11 protein-coding genes and 1 pseudogene are annotated in these 16375 nt (G+C 72.0%); 5 read left to right on the top strand and 7 right to left on the bottom strand.

The features are described from left to right. Positions 1-4: 4 nt before the first annotated feature. From pyk to pta, 3 genes are all read right to left on the bottom strand, one after another. Positions 5-1438 carry a pyruvate kinase gene (gene pyk / locus SCWH03_RS08855; protein WP_173263606.1) on the bottom strand — a complete coding sequence of 478 codons (1434 nt, stop codon included), beginning with the start codon at positions 1436-1438 and terminating at the stop codon, positions 5-7. A gap of 133 nt (positions 1439-1571) precedes the next feature. Further along, positions 1572-2858 (bottom strand): acetate kinase, encoded by a 1287-nt coding sequence (locus SCWH03_RS08850; RefSeq protein WP_173263605.1) that lies wholly within the window; start codon positions 2856-2858, stop codon positions 1572-1574. After that, on the bottom strand, positions 2855-4936 hold the full coding sequence (gene pta / locus SCWH03_RS08845; RefSeq protein WP_173263604.1) for a phosphate acetyltransferase: 2082 nt from the start codon (positions 4934-4936) through the stop codon (positions 2855-2857). The genes SCWH03_RS08850 and pta overlap by 4 nt, the downstream gene beginning before the upstream one ends. 346 nt (positions 4937-5282) lie before the next feature. Here pta and SCWH03_RS08840 point away from each other — a divergent pair, with 346 nt between their 5' ends. After that, the gene (locus SCWH03_RS08840) at positions 5283-6308 is read left to right on the top strand and encodes an ATP-dependent 6-phosphofructokinase (RefSeq protein ID WP_173263603.1); all 1026 of its coding nucleotides are present in this window, start codon (positions 5283-5285) and stop codon (positions 6306-6308) included. Positions 6309-6382: 74 nt separating this feature from the next. On the opposite strand, the gene SCWH03_RS08835 is transcribed toward SCWH03_RS08840, so the two are convergent. The 3 genes and pseudogenes from SCWH03_RS08835 to SCWH03_RS08825 all read right to left on the bottom strand — a co-directional run. Continuing rightward, complete coding sequence (locus SCWH03_RS08835; protein WP_173263602.1) at positions 6383-7174, bottom strand: HAD family acid phosphatase; 792 nt, start codon at positions 7172-7174, stop codon at positions 6383-6385. 175 nt (positions 7175-7349) lie between these two features. Then, positions 7350-7958 (bottom strand): helix-turn-helix domain-containing protein, encoded by a 609-nt coding sequence (locus SCWH03_RS08830; protein ID WP_173263774.1) that lies wholly within the window; start codon positions 7956-7958, stop codon positions 7350-7352. Between the two features lie 303 nt (positions 7959-8261). Beyond that, positions 8262-8677 (bottom strand): annotated as a pseudogene (locus SCWH03_RS08825) (histidine kinase); the annotation flags it as partial. A 128-nt stretch (positions 8678-8805) separates the two neighbouring features. Between SCWH03_RS08825 and SCWH03_RS08820 the strand changes: the two are divergent. The 4 genes from SCWH03_RS08820 to SCWH03_RS08805 all read left to right on the top strand — a co-directional run bounded on the left by SCWH03_RS08820 (position 8806) and on the right by SCWH03_RS08805 (position 14127). After that, a complete protein-coding gene (locus SCWH03_RS08820; protein WP_173263601.1) occupies positions 8806-10179 on the top strand; it encodes a cation:dicarboxylate symporter family transporter in 1374 nt (457 codons plus the stop codon). A gap of 437 nt (positions 10180-10616) precedes the next feature. Beyond that, positions 10617-10826, top strand: coding sequence for a hypothetical protein (locus tag SCWH03_RS08815; RefSeq protein WP_173263600.1), 210 nt, complete (start codon positions 10617-10619; stop codon positions 10824-10826). Positions 10827-10902: 76 nt separating this feature from the next. Continuing rightward, entirely contained in the window at positions 10903-11592 is a 690-nt protein-coding gene (locus SCWH03_RS08810; protein WP_173263599.1) for a restriction endonuclease, read from the top strand. Between the two features lie 252 nt (positions 11593-11844). Next, positions 11845-14127 carry a HelD family protein gene (locus SCWH03_RS08805; protein ID WP_173263773.1) on the top strand — a complete coding sequence of 761 codons (2283 nt, stop codon included), beginning with the start codon at positions 11845-11847 and terminating at the stop codon, positions 14125-14127. Here the strand turns inward: SCWH03_RS08805 and glgB are convergent. Beyond that, entirely contained in the window at positions 14114-16324 is a 2211-nt protein-coding gene (gene glgB, locus SCWH03_RS08800; protein ID WP_173263598.1) for a 1,4-alpha-glucan branching enzyme, read from the bottom strand. The genes SCWH03_RS08805 and glgB overlap by 14 nt on opposite strands. Positions 16325-16375: the final 51 nt, after the last annotated feature.

Raw genomic sequence — 16375 nt, 5'->3', positions numbered from 1 at the left:
GGGGTCAGGCGGACCTGTGGCCGTCACCCAGGTGGTGCACCCGCACCATGTTGGTGGTGCCGGGGACGCCCGGAGGCGAGCCCGCGGTGATGATCATGGTGTCGCCCCGGTTGTAGCGCTGGAGCTTCAGCAGGGCGGCGTCCACGAGGTCGACCATCGCGTCCGTGGTCTCCACGAACGGGGCGATGAAGGGTTCGACGCCCCAGCTCAGGGTGAGCTGGTTGCGGGTGGTCTCGTCCGTGGTGAAGGCCAGGATCGGCTGCTCGGCGCGGTAGCGGGAGAGGCGGCGGGCGGTGTCGCCGGACTTGGTGAAGGCGACCAGGGCCTTGCCGCCGAGGAAGTCGGCGATCTCGGCGGCGGCGCGGGCCACCGAACCGCCCTGGGTGCGCGGCTTCTTGCCGGGGACCAGGGGCTGGAGGCCCTTGGAGAGCAGTTCCTCCTCCGCCGCGGTGACGATCTTGGACATCGTCTTGACGGTCTCGATCGGGTACGCGCCCACGGACGACTCGGCCGAGAGCATGACCGCGTCGGCGCCGTCCAGGATCGCGTTCGCGACGTCGGACGCCTCGGCGCGGGTCGGGCGGGAGTTGGTGATCATCGACTCCATCATCTGGGTCGCGACGATCACCGGCTTGGCGTTCCGCCGGCACAGCTCGATCAGCCGCTTCTGCACCATCGGGACCCGCTCCAGGGGGTACTCGACGGCCAGGTCGCCGCGCGCCACCATCACCCCGTCGAAGGCCATGACGACGTCCGCCATGTTCTCCACGGCCTGCGGCTTCTCCACCTTGGCGATGACGGGGACCCGGCGGCCCTCCTCGTCCATCACCTTGTGGACGTCCTTGACGTCGTCGGCGTCCCGCACGAAGGAGAGCGCGACCAGGTCGCAGCCCATGCGCAGGGCGAAGCGCAGGTCCTCGACGTCCTTCTCCGACAGGGCCGGGACGTTCACGGCCGCACCGGGCAGGTTGATTCCCTTGTGGTCGGAGATGACGCCGCCCTCGATGACGACCGCCTTCACCCGCGGTCCCTCGACCTCGACCGCGCGCAGCTCGACGTTGCCGTCGTTGATCAGGATCTGGTCGCCCTTGGAGATGTCGCCGGGCAGCCCCTTGTAGGTGGTGCCGCAGGTCGACTTGTCGCCCGGTACGTCCTCGGTGGTGATCGTGAACTCGTCGCCGCGGACCAGCTCGACCGGCCCCTCGGCGAAGGTCTCCAGACGGATCTTCGGGCCCTGGAGGTCGGCGAGTACGCCTACGGCGCGGCCGGTCTCCGCCGCCGCGCGGCGGAGGCGGTCGTACCGCTCCTGGTGCTCTGCCCGGGTCCCGTGGCTCATGTTGAAACGGGCCACGTTCATGCCGGCCTCGATGAGCGCTTTCAGCTGCTCATAGGAGTCGACGGCGGGGCCCAGCGTGCAGACGATTTTGGAACGGCGCATAGGGCGGATCCTATCGGTTTGTTTCTACGCGGAATATTCCGTCTGGTGGAATGTACAAATGGGCGCCTGGCCGCTCAGCCGTTGCTGTCGCACGCCTCTTCCGCGCCCCTTTCGCATGTCTCTCAGGCATCTTTCAGGACTCCCGGCCGCCGCCCCGGCGACCCGCGGCGACCAGCGCGAACGTCTGCTCGGCGATCTCCAGTTCCTCGTCGGTCGGCACCACGGCGACCGCCACCCGCGCACGGGCGGGCGAGACCAGCCGCGGCGCGTCCGACCGTACGGCGTTGAGGCCCGCGTCCACCGCGAGTCCCAGCTCCTCCAGACCGGCGACGGCAGCCTCCCGCACCGGAGCGGAGTTCTCACCGACCCCTGCCGTGAACACCACCGCGTCCACCCGTCCGAGCACCGCGTAGTACGCGCCGATGTACTTCTTCAGCCGGTGGACGTAGATGTCGAAGGCGAGCCGGGCGCGCTCGTCCCCCTCCTCGATCCGCCGCCCGATCTCCCGCATGTCGTTGTCGCCGCAGAGGCCGACCAGCCCACTCCTCTTGTTGAGCAGCACGTCGACATCGTCCACGGACATCCCGGCCACCCGCCTGAGATGGAACGTGACCGCCGGGTCGACGTCACCGGAGCGGGTACCCATGACGAGCCCCTCCAAGGGGGTCAGCCCCATCGACGTGTCCACGCAGCGCCCGGCCCGGACCGCGGACGCCGACGCGCCGTTGCCCAGGTGCAGCACGATCAGGTTCACCTCCTCCGGGGCCTTGCCCAGGAGCTCGGCGGCCCGGCGCGACACGAAGGCGTGCGAGGTGCCGTGGAAGCCGTAGCGCCTGATCCGGTGCGCGTCGGCGGTCTCGACGTCGATCGCGTAGCGCGCCGCGTACTCCGGCATGGTGGTGTGGAACGCGGTGTCGAACACCGCGACCTGGGTCAGGTCGGGGCGGAGCGCCCGGGCCGTGCGGATGCCGGTGATGTTGGCCGGGTTGTGCAGCGGCGCGACCGGCACCAGGCGCTCGATCTCGGCCAGCACCTCGTCGGTGATCACGGTGGGGGCGGAGAACCGCATCCCGCCGTGCACCACCCGGTGGCCGATCGCCGCCAGCGCGGGGGAGTCAAGGCCCAGCCCGTCGTGGGCGAGCTCCTCGGCGACGGCCTTCAGCGCGGCGGCGTGGTCCGGGACCGGGCCGCCGCGCTCCCGCCTTCCGGCCTCGCCGGCGTGCGGGGTGTGCACCATCCGGGCGGTCCCCTCCCCGGCCCCCTCCCCGATCCGCTCGACGAGTCCGGAGGCGAGCCGGGTGCCGTCCGCCATGTCGAGGAGCTGGTACTTCACCGACGAGGAGCCGGAGTTGAGGACCAGGACACGGGTGGCGGTGGCGGGGGCGGTGGCGGGGGCGGTCGTGCGGTGGGATCCGGTCATGCGGTGGGCTCCTGCCCCTGGGACTGGATCGCGGTGATCGCGACCGTGTTGACGATGTCGCTGACGAGCGCGCCCCGCGAGAGGTCGTTGACCGGCTTGCGCAGCCCCTGGAGCACCGGCCCCACGGCGACCGCGCCGGCCGAACGCTGCACGGCCTTGTAGGTGTTGTTGCCGGTGTTGAGGTCGGGGAAGACCAGGACGGTGGCGCGGCCCGCGACCTCGGAGTCCGGCAGCTTGGTCGCGGCGACCGACGGCTCGACCGCCGCGTCGTACTGGATCGGCCCCTCGATCCGGAGTTCGGGACGGCGCTCGCGCACCAGCTTGGTCGCCTCGCGCACCTTGTCCACGTCCGCACCGGAGCCGGACGTGCCGGTGGAGTAGGACAGCATCGCGATCCGCGGCTCGACGCCGAACCGGGAGGCGGTCGCCGCCGACTGCACCGCGATGTCCGCGAGCTGCTCGGCGTCCGGGTCGGGGTTGACCGCGCAGTCGCCGTACACGAGCACCCGGTCGGCCAGGCACATGAAGAACACGGAGGAGACGACCGACGCACCCGGCCTGGTCCTGATGATCTCGAAGGAGGGGCGGATCGTGGCGGCCGTGGAGTGCACCGAGCCCGACACCATGCCGTCCGCCAGACCCTCCTGCACCATCAGCGTGCCGAAGTAGTTGACGTCCGAGACGACGTCGTAGGCCAGCTCCACCGTGACGCCCTTGTGGGCGCGCAGCTGCGCGTACAGTTCGGCGAAGCGCTGCCGCAGCTCCGAGGACGCGGGGTCGATCAGCTGGACGCCGGTGAGGTCGATGCCGAGGTCGGCGGTCTTCCTGCGGATCACGTCGGGGTCCCCGAGCAGCGTCAGATCGCAGACGTCGCGCCGCACCAGCACGTCCGCGGCACGCAGCACCCGCTCCTCGGCACCCTCCGGCAGCACCACCCGGCGGCGGTCGGCCCGCGCCTGCTCCAGCAGGTCGTGCTCGAACATCATGGGGGTGACCCGTCCGGTGCGGGCGACCTCCACCCGCGCCAGCAGGCCCGCGGTGTCGACATGGCGCTCGAAGAGGCCGAGGGCGGTCTCGGCCTTGCGCGGGGTGGCCGCGTTCAACCTGCCTTCCAGCGAGAACAGTTCGGCCGCGGTGGGCCAGGAGCCGCCCGGTACGGAGATGACCGGGGTCCCCGGGGCGAGCCGGGAGGCCAGGGTGAGGACCGAGTCGTCCGGGCGTTCGTCGAGGGTCAGCAGCAGACCGGCGATGGGCGGGGTGCCCGCGGAGTGGGCGGCCAGCGCGCCGATGACCAGATCGGCACGGTCCCCCGGGGTGACCAGCATGCACCCCGGCTTCAGGGCGCTGAGCACGTTCGGCAGCATCGCGCCGCCGAAGACGAAGTCGAGCACGTCACGGGCCAGCCCGGAGTCGTCCCCGAGCAGCACCGCGGCCCCCAGGGTCTGGGAGACCTGGGTGACCGTGGGCGCGGCCAGCGCCGGCTCGTCGGGGAGGACGTAGCAGGGGACGGGGAGCCGGGCCGTGAGGCGCCCGGCGATCTCGTCGCGGTCCTCGGCCGCCGCCCGGTTCACGATCACCGCGAGGATGTCGCAGCCCAGCACCTCGTAGGCGCGGTGGGCGTTGCCGGCCTCGGCCCGTACGGCCTCGGCAGGCTGGTCCTTGCCGCCCACGACGGCGATCAGCGAAGCGCCGAACTCGTTGGCGAGCCGGGCGTTGAGGGCCAGCTCGTCGGGGAGCTGGGTGGCGCGGAAGTCGGTCCCGAGCACCAGGACGACCTCGTAGTCGCGGGCCACCTCGTGGAAGCGGTCGACCAGCCGGGACACCAGCTCGTCCGTGCCCTTCTCGGCCTGGAGCGCCGCCGCCTCGTGATACTCCATGCCGTACGCGGTCGCCGGGTCCTGGGAGAGCCGGTAGCGCACCCGCAGCAGGTCGAACAGGCGATCGGGGTCGTCGTGGACGAGGGGCCGGAACACCCCCACCCGGTCCACCTGGCGGGTCAGGAGCTCCATGACTCCCAGGTCCACCACCTGGCGGCCGTCCCCGCGGTCGATCCCGGTCACGTACACGCTGCGTGTCACGCGTGCTCTCCTGTCCTGCTGGGGTGCTGCTGGGTTCCTGCCGGGTTGCGGCCCGGTTTCTGCCGGGTTCCCGCCGGGTTCCCGCCGGGCTTCCGGTGAGCCCCCGCCGGGGCGCCGGTGGGGCCCGGCGGGCCGCGGTCGGGCACGAGGCGACGACTGCGTTCGAGTGCTCAAGAAAACCCGATAGGCTGGCAATATCTTCTTGACGATACCTCTAAGGCCAGGTAAAGAGCCCGCCGGGTCGCGGGGGCGTCGGGGACCCGTCTGACCGGCGTGGACCCGGCCCCGCGTGTGAGAATCGGGACGAGGCCCACCGGCCCCACCAGCGAGCAGGAGACACGGCACCATGCGCATCGGCATTCTGACCGCGGGGGGCGACTGCCCCGGCCTCAACGCGGTGATCCGGTCGGTCGTGCACCGCGCGCTGACCGGTTACGGAGACGAAGTCATCGGCTTCGAGGACGGGTTCAAGGGCCTGCTCGAGGGCCACTACCGCACCCTGGACCTCAACGCCGTCAGCGGCGTCCTCGCTCGCGGCGGCACGATCCTCGGCTCGGCCCGGCTGGAGCGCTCCCGGCTGTGCGAAGCCGCCGAGAGCAGCCTCGAGTTGGCGCGGACGTACGGACTCGACGCACTCGTCCCGGTGGGCGGCGAGGGCACCCTGACCGCGGCGCGGATGCTGTCGGACGCCGGGATGCCCGTGGTCGGCGTACCGAAGACCATCGACAACGACATCTCGTCCACCGACCGCACCTTCGGCTTCGACACCGCCGTGACGGTGGCCACCGAGGCGATCGACCGGCTCAAGACCACCGCGGAGTCCCACCAGCGGGTCATGGTCGTGGAGGTCATGGGGCGGCACGCCGGCTGGATCGCGCTCGAGTCCGGCATGGCCGGCGGCGCGCACGGCATCTGCCTGCCCGAGCGGCCCTTCCAGGTCGAGGACCTGGTGAAGATGGTCGAGGAGCGTTTCGCCCGGGGCAAGAAGTTCGCCGTCATCTGCGTCGCCGAGGGCGCACACCCGGCCGAGGGCTCCATGGAGTACCGGAAGGGCGAGATCGACCAGTACGGGCACGAGCGCTTCACCGGCATCGGCACCCGGCTGGCGGCCGAGCTGGAGCGGCGGATGGGCAAGGAGGCCCGCCCGGTCATCCTGGGTCATGTGCAGCGCGGCGGCACGCCGACCGCCTACGACCGGGTGCTCGCCAACCGCTTCGGCTGGCACGCGGTGGAGGCCGTGCACCGCGGCGAGTTCGGGAGGATGACCGCGCTGCGCGGCACCGAGGTGGTCACGGTGCCGCTCGCGGAGGCGGTGACCCGGCTGAAGACCGTGCCGGAAAGCCGGATGCACGAGGCCGAGTCGGTCTTCTGAACCGGCGGCGGGCAATACCGGCTCCTGTCCGAGGCGGCCGGTGGACGCTGTCCTCGGGCGTGGCGGGGCTCCGGTCAGGACAGCTTGCCGCCGTAGTCGGGCAGTTTGAACGTCCGCTCGGCGTGGCCGCCCGCCAGGTCGCTGGACCGGTTGCCGACATTGGCGATGATCGTGTAGCCCTTGCCCTCGATCTCCTTGCGCTTGCCGGTCTTGTACGCACTGACCTCGTCGAACAGGTCCGGCAGGCGGCGCACGTGCAGACCGTCGACGGGGAAGCCGGCCTTCTTGAGGTTGTACGAGGTCATCGCCTCGACGATGCCGGGGCGGGCGGTGACGAAGAAGATGTCCACCCCGCGGGAGTCCGCGTAGCGGACGAGGTCCAGGACCTGCCCGACCGCCGGCGTCGGGTACTCCCAGAAGTAGTGGAAGTCCGTCTCCAGCGAGGTGTTGTCGATGTCCAGCACCATCGCCAGCCGCTGGCCGGAGGCTCCCGCCGTGCGCTGCTCGACATAGGGGCGGGCGGTGGCGAGCGCCGCCGTGACGTCCCGCTGCCAGGTGGCGTAGTCGACGCCCGCCAGGCCGGCTGCGGTGAGTCCGCCGGTCCTCGGTGTGCGGCTGGTTTCCGCGGCCAGGGCCGCGACCGGGGTCGTCGCCGAGGCAGCAGAAGCAGCAGAAGCAGCAGAAGCCGCGGAAGCCGCGGAGGCTCCGGCAGCCGGGGGAACCCCGGAACCCTGGGAGGAAGCCGCGGACGAGGTCCTCGGCGCGGCGTTCACCGTGCCGGCCGAGGCCGTGGCGGCCATGGCGGTGGTGAGGGCCAGCGCACCCGCCGTGACCGCGGCGCGGGTGGTCCACTTGCGTACATGCATGGGGGGTCGCTCCTGAGGGAGGTCCGATGGACGCCCGTCGGCCGGGGAGCCGGGGGCCTTGGCATGTTCGCGTTTAACGATGGACGGAACGGAGCGTTCTCTCCACCCCTTGGTAACCATGCGATGGCGAAAGGCGCAATCGGATCCGGGCAGCCGGTGCCGCGCGCCGGCCGCGCTACCCGGAGACGAGCGCCCAGAAGTGCTCCTCGATCCGGTCGAGGAAGTCCCGGCCCGACTGGCCGGATCCCGCCGAAGCACCCCAGCTGGAGGTGGCGGCCATCCGCGCATGGTAGTCCGAGTGCAGCCGCTGCAGTACGTCCTCGAGCCGCCGCCGCGGCAGGGGCAGCATCTTCGCCAGCGGACGCACATACGCCCGCCAGCGGGTCGTCGCCGCGCTCCGCAGCAGCTCCGTCAGCTCCTGCCCGCGCCCGGTGGCGGTCAGCAGCTCGCGCGGGGTCAGGGACAGCGCCTCGGCGAGCGCGGCGGTCTGCCGCTCGTTCCCGCGCCAGCGGCCGGCGTCCTCCATGCGCCGGTACGTCGAGCTGTCCATGCCCACGCGGCGGGCCAGTTCGTCGGCGCCCATGGCGCGGGCGATCCGGTGCTCGCGCAGGCTGTGGGGGATGCCGAGCAGTTCGCCGGGCGAGCACCACAGCACTCCCGCGAGCGCGGTCAGTTCACGGGACTCGGGCGCCCTGAGCCCCCGTTCCCAGGCGACCACGGTCTCCGGGCCGATCCGGAGGCCGTACTGGGCTTGGAGCCCGTAGGCGACATGGCCCGGTGCCATACCCAGCGCCTCGCGCAGTCGGCGGGCGGCGGGAGCGTTGAAAGGCGGGGTGGAGTGCACGCGCACACCGTAGGAGCGGAGAGTCACCGCCGCCTACGGTGCGTTCGCACAAGGTGTGATCTCGTAGGAAGGTCCAGTGGGAGGCCGTGGCGGCGGTCTGCCGTTCCGAAGGGGTGGTCCAGGTGCTGCGGGCGGTGCGGGTGCGGCACCGGGAGCGTCAGGACGTGCGGCAGCCTACCAACGGGTAGTCAGCCGTGTCGATCACCGCCGTGGAAGGCCCCGTCGACCCGGGATTCGCTCCCGAGGTGCGACGGTCCGCGCCGACGGCCCGAGCGTCCCCGTGTAGGTCTCCGAGATGGTGCGGCCCTTCCGCGCCTGGTCGATGTGACCGAGACAGACCTGTCCTAACCGTCCGGGTTCGGGATGGGTCCACCGCCTGCCGTCCGGCGCCATGATCACCACGAAGTCGACCCCGCGTCCTTCCGCAGCCGCTCGGCGTACGGCTGCAGAAGCGCCGTCGGGTCGGCGGACCGGACGGCGGTCGCCACCGACGGGTGGTCCGCCGCTGTGGCCGTCGTCTGCCGGCGCGCGGTCTCCTCGGCCCCTGTGCGGTCCATGGCGTACGAGAAGAGCGCGAAGCCGCCGACGGCCGCGGCGACCAGCACGAGCTGCATCGCGAAGAGCCGGCCGGCGAGGCTCCGGGGGCGGGGAATGCGCATCGCCCGAGTCTGCCCGGTCGGTTTCGCGTGAACGAAACGTACGCAACGGTGACCGGGCTCACAGGGTGCTGCATAGTCACGTGCGTCCACCAGGACGTGGACGTACATCAGACCGAGGAGGAATCCCCGTGGCAACCCCAGCAGCCGCACAGCGGGACCGCACCCACCATCTGTATCTCGCCGTCATCGGTGCCGTCGTGCTCGGTGTGGTGGTGGGCTTCGCCGCCCCCGGCGCGGCCGTCGAACTCAAACCGGTCGGCACGGGGTTCGTGAACCTGATCAAGATGATGATCTCCCCGATCATCTTCTGCACGATCGTGCTCGGCGTAGGCTCGGTCCGCAAGGCCGCCAAGGTCGGTGCCGTCGGCGGTCTGGCCCTCGGGTACTTCCTGGTCATGTCGACGGTCGCGCTGGCCATCGGCCTGGTCGTGGGCAACCTCCTCGAACCGGGCCACGGGCTGCAGTTGACGGACGCGGCAAGGGCGGCGGGCGGCAAGCAGGCCGAGGGCGCGAGCGCGGGCACCGTGGACTTCCTGCTCGGGATCATCCCGACCACCCTGGTTTCCGCGTTCACCGAGGGCGAGGTGCTCCAGACCCTGCTGGTGGCGCTGCTCGCGGGGTTCGCGCTGCAGGCCATGGGTCCCGCGGGGGAGCCGATCCTGCGTGGTGTGGGGCACCTCCAGAAGCTGGTGTTCCGCATCCTCGCGATGATCATGTGGGCGGCTCCGGTGGGCGCCTTCGGCGCGATCGCCGCCGTGGTCGGCGAGACGGGCGTCGACGCCCTGAAGTCGCTCGCGGTCATCATGATCGGCTTCTATGCCACCTGTGCGCTGTTCGTCGTCCTCGTCCTCGGCGCGCTCCTGCGCGTCGTCGCCGGGGTGAACCTCTTCTCGCTGCTGCGCTATCTGGGCCGCGAGTTCCTGCTGATCCTCTCCACCTCCTCCTCCGAGTCCGCGCTGCCGCGCCTCATCGCGAAGATGGAGCACCTGGGCGTCTCGAAGCCGGTCGTCGGCATCACGGTCCCGACCGGCTACTCCTTCAACCTGGACGGCACCGCGATCTATCTGACGATGGGTTCGCTGTTCGTCGCCGAGGCGATGGGCGCCCCGCTCTCGGTCGGCGAGCAGATCTCCCTGCTGGTCTTCATGATCATCGCCTCGAAGGGTGCCGCCGGTGTCACCGGCGCCGGCCTCGCGACCCTCGCGGGCGGCCTCCAGTCGCACAAGCCCGCCCTGGTCGACGGCGTGGGCCTGATCGTCGGTATCGACCGCTTCATGAGCGAGGCGCGCGCCCTCACCAACTTCGCGGGCAACGCCGTCGCCACGGTCCTGGTCGGCACCTGGACGAAGGAGATCGACAAGGAGCGCGCAGCCGAGGTGCTCGCCGGCCGCCTCCCCTTCGACGAGGAGACCTTCGTCGACGACCACGCCCCGGCCGCGTCCTCCGCCGAGGCACCGGAGCGGCGGGACGGGGACCGCAGGGAGCCGGCCGTCACGGCCTGAGGCTGCTGCCGCGGGTGCGGGGTGGTCGGCGGCGGGGTGGCCGGCGCCCCGATTCCGGGCGAGGCCCCGGGGAGCCGGCCGCCCCGGCGGCCTGGCCGCGGCCCCGCGGAAGCCGGTCGCCCTCCGCCCCCCCCGGAGCCCGCGGCGCCGGAACCGCCCTGCGCACTCCGGCACTCCGGCACTCCGTACTCGGCACTCGGCACTCCGGTACCCGGCGGGCAGTGCACGGCAGCGGGCAGTGCGCGCGCCCTGATCCCGAACGCGTGCACGGGACCGACCGCACCGAATCCGGCCAGGTCCGATGGCTTTGTGCCATTCGCCGGCAACCCGCCTCCGGCCCCCTCGACGCGCCGCTACACAGGAAAGCTGGGGCGGCGTGCCGCCGTTCCCCGGTGCTCGGCCGGTCGTCGGGGGAGGTTCGGGGGAGGTCTGGACGGTTGCTGACCATCAACGTGGCCGTGCTGCTCGCAGTCGTCGTCTTCTTCCGGCTGCGGCGGCGTACGCAGGCCCGCAGCCGGAACGAGGAGAGGACCACGGCCGTCATCATCCTGGCGCTGGGCGTTCTTCTCGCCCCCACCGCGGTCGGCCAGGGAATCCAGGACATCCTGGGGCAGTTGGCGAGCGGTGTCACGCGGGCCGCCCGATGAGCCGGCGTATCCGCGTGGGCCGGGCAGCGCCCGTCGGCGCGGACTGCGGACCAGGGACCCGCGGGACGGGGGAGTGATGGCGGCACGTCGACGGCGCCGGCGCCTGAAGAAGCGGACCCGCAGGCAGTTGCAGGCCTGGGGTGCGATGGTGGCGGCGATCGCCGTCGCCTGGGTCGCCGGGAGCTGGTCGCATGTCTGGCCCGTCCTGGTGGCCGTACTCGCCGCCGCCGTGCTGGGCGGGGCGGGCTGGGCGCTGCTGCGGGCGCACCGCCGGGCGGTCGGGCGGGACCTCGCGTGGCGGGCTCAGGAGGAGGCCCGGGCGCGCGAGTTGTCCATGGCCCAGGTCGACGCCCTGACGTGGCAGGAGTTCGAGGCCTACGTCGCCGAGCTGTGCCGGCGGGACGGCTGCAGGGATGTCGTCGTCAGCGGCAGGAGCGGCGACCTGGGGGCGGACGTCGTCGGCTACCTGGCCGACGGCCGCAAGCTCGTCATTCAGTGCAAGAAGTACGCGCCGCATCGAAGCGTGCCCTCGCAGGACATGCAGAAGTTCGTCGGCACCGCCCGCCTCGAGCACGGCGCGGACGTCGCCCTGTTCGTCACCACCTGCCGCGCGTTCACGAGGGACGCACTCGGCCTGGCGGTGCGCCAGGACATCGTGGCCCTCCACCGCGACCTGCTGGGCTCCTGGGTCAAGGGTGCTCGCCTGGAGAGCCTGATCCCGCTGAGCGGCAGCGGCAGCGGTGGCGGCACCGGACGGCGCCGCTGACGGGCCGCCCCGGGCACCGGGGACCGCCGACGCGCCCCGCCCGCTTTCGCCGTGCCGCCCATGGCCCCGCCCACGCCCGCCGGCGCCCCGGCACCGGTGGTCCCCGAGGCACAAAAAAACCCGGTCCGGGCTCACGGAGCGGGTATTCCTTCGCATATACTGGAAAATTCCGCATGCAAGCGGAATGAAAACAAAGAAGAGCCTTAACAGGTGCAGCGTAGTGCGTCAGGAGCTGAATTGTCAACTGAGGAAATGCGGCAGGAACAGCAATTCGTCTTCCTCGCCCATGAGCGGCTCGATCGGCTGCGCGGGGAGGCCGAGGCTGCCGTGCGTGGCACGATGGCCCAGGTCAGCACCGGTCGGCAGGCACGTATGGAGCGTGATATCGAGGTGGCGGAGCGCTCCGCCTCGCTCGCCGCGCTGAATGCCGCCGACACGGGTCTCTGTTTCGGGCGGGTCGACCGGCGGGACGGAGTGACCCATCACATCGGGCGACTCGGGCTGCGCGCCGACGACGCCGAGCGCACACCGCTGCTGATCGACTGGCGGGCGCCGGTGGCGCGCCCCTTCTATCTCGCGACCGGATACGAACCGATGGGGCTGCGCCGGCGCAGGCACCTCACCACCGAGGGCCGCACCGTCACCGCGCTGCACGACGAGATCATGGATCTCGGCGACCCGACCCGCACCGGACACGAGTCGCACGATGCCGACGAGGTGCTCCTCGCCGCCCTCGAAGGCGCCCGCACCGGGCGGATGGCGGACATCGTCTCCACCATCCAGGCCGAGCAGGACCACATCATCCGCGCCCCGCAACACGGGGTGCTCGTCGTCGAGGGCGGCCCCGGCACCGGCAAGACGGCCGTCGCGCTGCACCGCGCCGCATACCTGCTGTACGCACACCGGGAGCAGCTCGCCAAGCGGGCGGTGCTGGTCGTGGGGCCCAATCCGGCTTTCCTCGGCTACATCGGGGAGGTGCTGCCCTCCCTGGGCGAGACCGGTGTCCTGCTGTCGACCGTCGGGGAGCTCTACCCCGGAGTCCACGCCACCGGCACGGACAGCCCCGCGGCAGCGGCGGTCAAGGGCCGCCCGGAGATGGCGGACGTGCTCGCCGAGGCCGTACGGGACCGGCAGCGGGTGCCCGCGAAGGGGGAGCCGGTCGTCATCGCACACGACGACGGCGAGCTGGTCCTCGACTGGGCCATCGCCGTGGAGGCGCGGCACAAGGCCCGTGAGACCGGGCTGCCGCACAACCTCGCCCGGCCCTACTTCGCCTTCCATGTGATCGACGACCTCACCGCGCAGCTCGCCGACCGCATCGGCGAGGACCCCTACGGCGGCCCCAACTTCCTCGGTCCCGACGACATCGCCCAGCTCGGCAAGGCCGTCGCCGCCAGTGCCGAGGTGCACTCCGCCCTCGCCTCGCTGTGGCCGCCGCTCGACCCGGAGGAATTCCTCGCCGGCTACCTCGCCGAGCCCACGCACCTCGGCGACGCCGAAGCGGACCTGGTCAGGCGTTCCGAGGGGCCGTGGACGCCTGCCGATGTGCCGCTCCTCGACGAGGCTGCGGAACTCATCGGCGCTGACGACTCCGCCGCCCGGGCCGCCGCCGAGGCCGAGCGCTCTCTCCGGATCGCCTATGCCCAGGGCGTGCTGGACGTCTCCTACGCCTCCCGCACCTACGAGTTCGAGGACAAGGAGGACGTCGACGCCGACGCGTCCGAGGTGCTGGCCGCCCATGACGTCATCGACGCCGAGCGCATGGCCGAGCGCCAGGAGGAGGCGGACCACCGCAGCGCCGCCGAGCGGGCCGCCGCCGACCGGACCTGGGCGTTCGGGCACATCATCGTCGACGAGGCGCAGGAGCTGTCGGCCATGGCCTGGCGGCTGCTGATGCGCCGCTGCCCGACCCGCTCGATGACGCTCGTCGGCGATCCCGCGCAGACCGCCGACCCCGCGCAGAGCGGCGATCCCGCGCAGAGCGGTGGCCCCGCGCAGAGCGGTGGCCCCGCGCAGAGCGGGGACCCGGTGGCGCCCGCCGCGCCGGCGGCCGGTGGGGAGGGCGGGGGCTTCTGGCAGCGGATCCTCGCACCCTATGTGGCGGACCGCTGGCGGCTGGCGCGGCTCGGGGTCAACTACCGCACGCCCGCGGAGATCATGGACTACGCGGCCGCGCGGCGCCGGCGCACCGAACCGGACTTCACCCCGCCCCGCTCCATCCGGTCCACCGGGACCGCTCCCTTCGAGCGCATCGCGGACCTCGCCGACGTGGCGGACCTCGCCGCCGCCGAGGCCCCGGAGGAGGGCCGGCTCGCCGTCATCGCCCCCGGCGAGCTGCACGGCGCGCTCACCGGCCTCGGCGGCGAGGGGCCGCTCGACCTCTCCCGGCCCGTCGTTCTGCTCGACCCGCGCCAGGCCAAGGGCCTGGAGTTCGACACGGTGCTGGTGGTCGCGCCCGAGCGGATGCCGCCCAACGACCTCTATGTGGCGCTGACCAGGGCCACCCAGCGGCTCGGCGTGGTCACACCGGCTTGAGCCACACCGTCGCCAGCGGCGGCAGGGTGAGCCGCACGCTGGTGCGGTGGCCGTGGGCGGCGACGGACTCGGGCTTGACCGGGCCGTCGTTGCGGACGTCCCCGCCGCCGTAGCGTGCGGCGTCGGTGTTCATCGCCTCGGACCAGGCGGGCACCGACGGCGGTACGCCGAGCCGGTACTCGTGCCGCACCACGGGTGAGAAGTGGGAGACCGCGAGCAGCGGGGTGCCGTCGGCGTCGAAGCGCAGGAACGCGAAGACGTTGTCGTCGGCGGCCCCGCCGTCCACCCAGGCGAAGCCCCCGGGGTCGGTGTCCCGCTGCCACAGCGCCGGGGTGGCGGCGTAGACCCGGTTGAGGTCGCGCACCAGGTCCCGCACGCCCCGGTGGTCGGCCTCGGCCGAGTAGGAGGGGTCGAGCAGCCACCAGTCCGGTCCGTGGCCCTCGGACCACTCCGCTCCCTGGGCGAACTCCTGCCCCATGAAGAGCAGTTGCTTGCCCGGGTGGGCCCACATGAAGCCGAGGTACGCCCGGTGGTTGGCGCGCTGCTGCCACCAGTCGCCGGGCATCTTCGACACCAGGGCGCGCTTGCCGTGGACGACCTCGTCGTGCGAGATGGGCAGCACGTAGTTCTCGCTGTACGCGTAGACCATCGAGAAGGTCATCTCGTTGTGGTGGAACCTGCGGTGCACCGGCTCGTGCTCGACGTAGCCGAGCGAGTCGTGCATCCAGCCCATGTTCCACTTCAGGCCGAAGCCGAGCCCGCCGAAGCCTCCCGGCCCCACATGGTGGGTCGCCCGGGTCACGCCGTCCCAGGCGGTGGACTCCTCCGCGATGGTCACCACACCGGGGCAGCGCCGGTAGACGGTGGCGTTCATCTCCTGGAGGAAGGAGACGGCGTCGAGGTTCTCCCGGCCGCCGTGTTCGTTGGGGCTCCATTCGCCGTGCTCGCGGGAGTAGTCGAGGTACAGCATCGAGGCGACCGCGTCGACCCGCAGCCCGTCGATGTGGAACTCCTCGCACCAGTAGACGGCGTTGGCGACCAGGAAGTTGCGGACCTCCTTGCGTCCGTAGTCGAACTCCAGGGTGCCCCAGTCGGGGTGGGCGGCGCGGGCCGGGTCGGAGTGCTCGTACAGCGGGCGTCCGTCGAACTCGGCCAGCGCCCAGTCGTCCCGGGGGAAGTGCGCCGGGACCCAGTCCATGATCACCCCGATTCCGGCGCGGTGCAGCGCGTCGACCAGGTGGCGGAAGTCGTCCGGCGTGCCCATCCTGGCGGTGGGTGCGTAGAAGCCGGTGACCTGGTAGCCCCACGAGCCGCCGAAGGGGTGCTCGGCCACCGGCATCAGCTCGACATGGGTGAAGCCGAGGTCCCTGACGTAGGCGGGGAGCTGCTCGGCCAGCCGGCGGTAGGTCAGACCCGGTCTCCAGGAAGGCAGATGCACCTCGTACACGGAGAACGGCGCCTCGTGGACCGGGCGGGCGCCGCGGTGCGCCATCCACGCCTCGTCGTTCCAGACGTGGTGGGACGCGCTGACGACGGACGCCGTCGCGGGCGGCACCTCGGTGCGGCGGGCCATCGGGTCGGCCCGGAGTGTGCGGGAGCCGTCGGGGCGGGTGATCTCGAACTTGTAGAGGGCGCCCTCGCCGATGCCGGGCAGAAACAGCTCCCACACCCCCGAGGAGCCCAGCGAGCGCATGGCGCAGGCCGTGCCGTCCCAGTGGTTGAAGTCGCCGACGACCCTGACGCCGCGGGCGTTCGGCGCCCAGAGGGTGAAGCGGGTGCCCGTGATGCCCTGGTGCGTCATCGGCCGGGCCCCGAGGGCGTGCCACAGCTCCTCGTGGCGCCCCTCGCCGATCAGATGCAGATCGAGCTCGCCGATGGCGGGGAGGAGGCGGTAGGGGTCCGCGAACTCCAGGGTGGCGTCCTCGTACGCGACCTGGAGCGTGTACTCGGGGATGCGGCGTAGCGGGAGCAGTGCCGAGAAGAGGCCGTCGCCGTCGTCGTGCAGTTCGGCGCGCAGGCCCTTGGCCAGGACCGTCACCGTCTCGGCGTACGGCCGCAGGGCCCGGAAGGCCACCCCGCCGCGCCCCGGGTGCGCCCCCAGGAGGGAGTGCGGGTCGTGGTGCGTGCCGCCGAGCAGCCGTTCCCGGTCGGATGCGTCGAGCGGTGCGGCGGGGCGTACGCCGTTGCGGGGAGTCACGGGGACGGCCTCCTGGGAACTCGGGGGAAGAGAGGGAAGGAAGGAAAGGGG

Source organism: Streptomyces pacificus (assembly GCF_011766325.1).
Taxonomy (GTDB): Bacteria; Actinomycetota; Actinomycetes; order Streptomycetales; family Streptomycetaceae; genus Streptomyces; species Streptomyces pacificus.
Note: the sequence above shows the minus strand (reverse complement) of the source record. Positions and strands in the feature narration are given on the sequence as shown.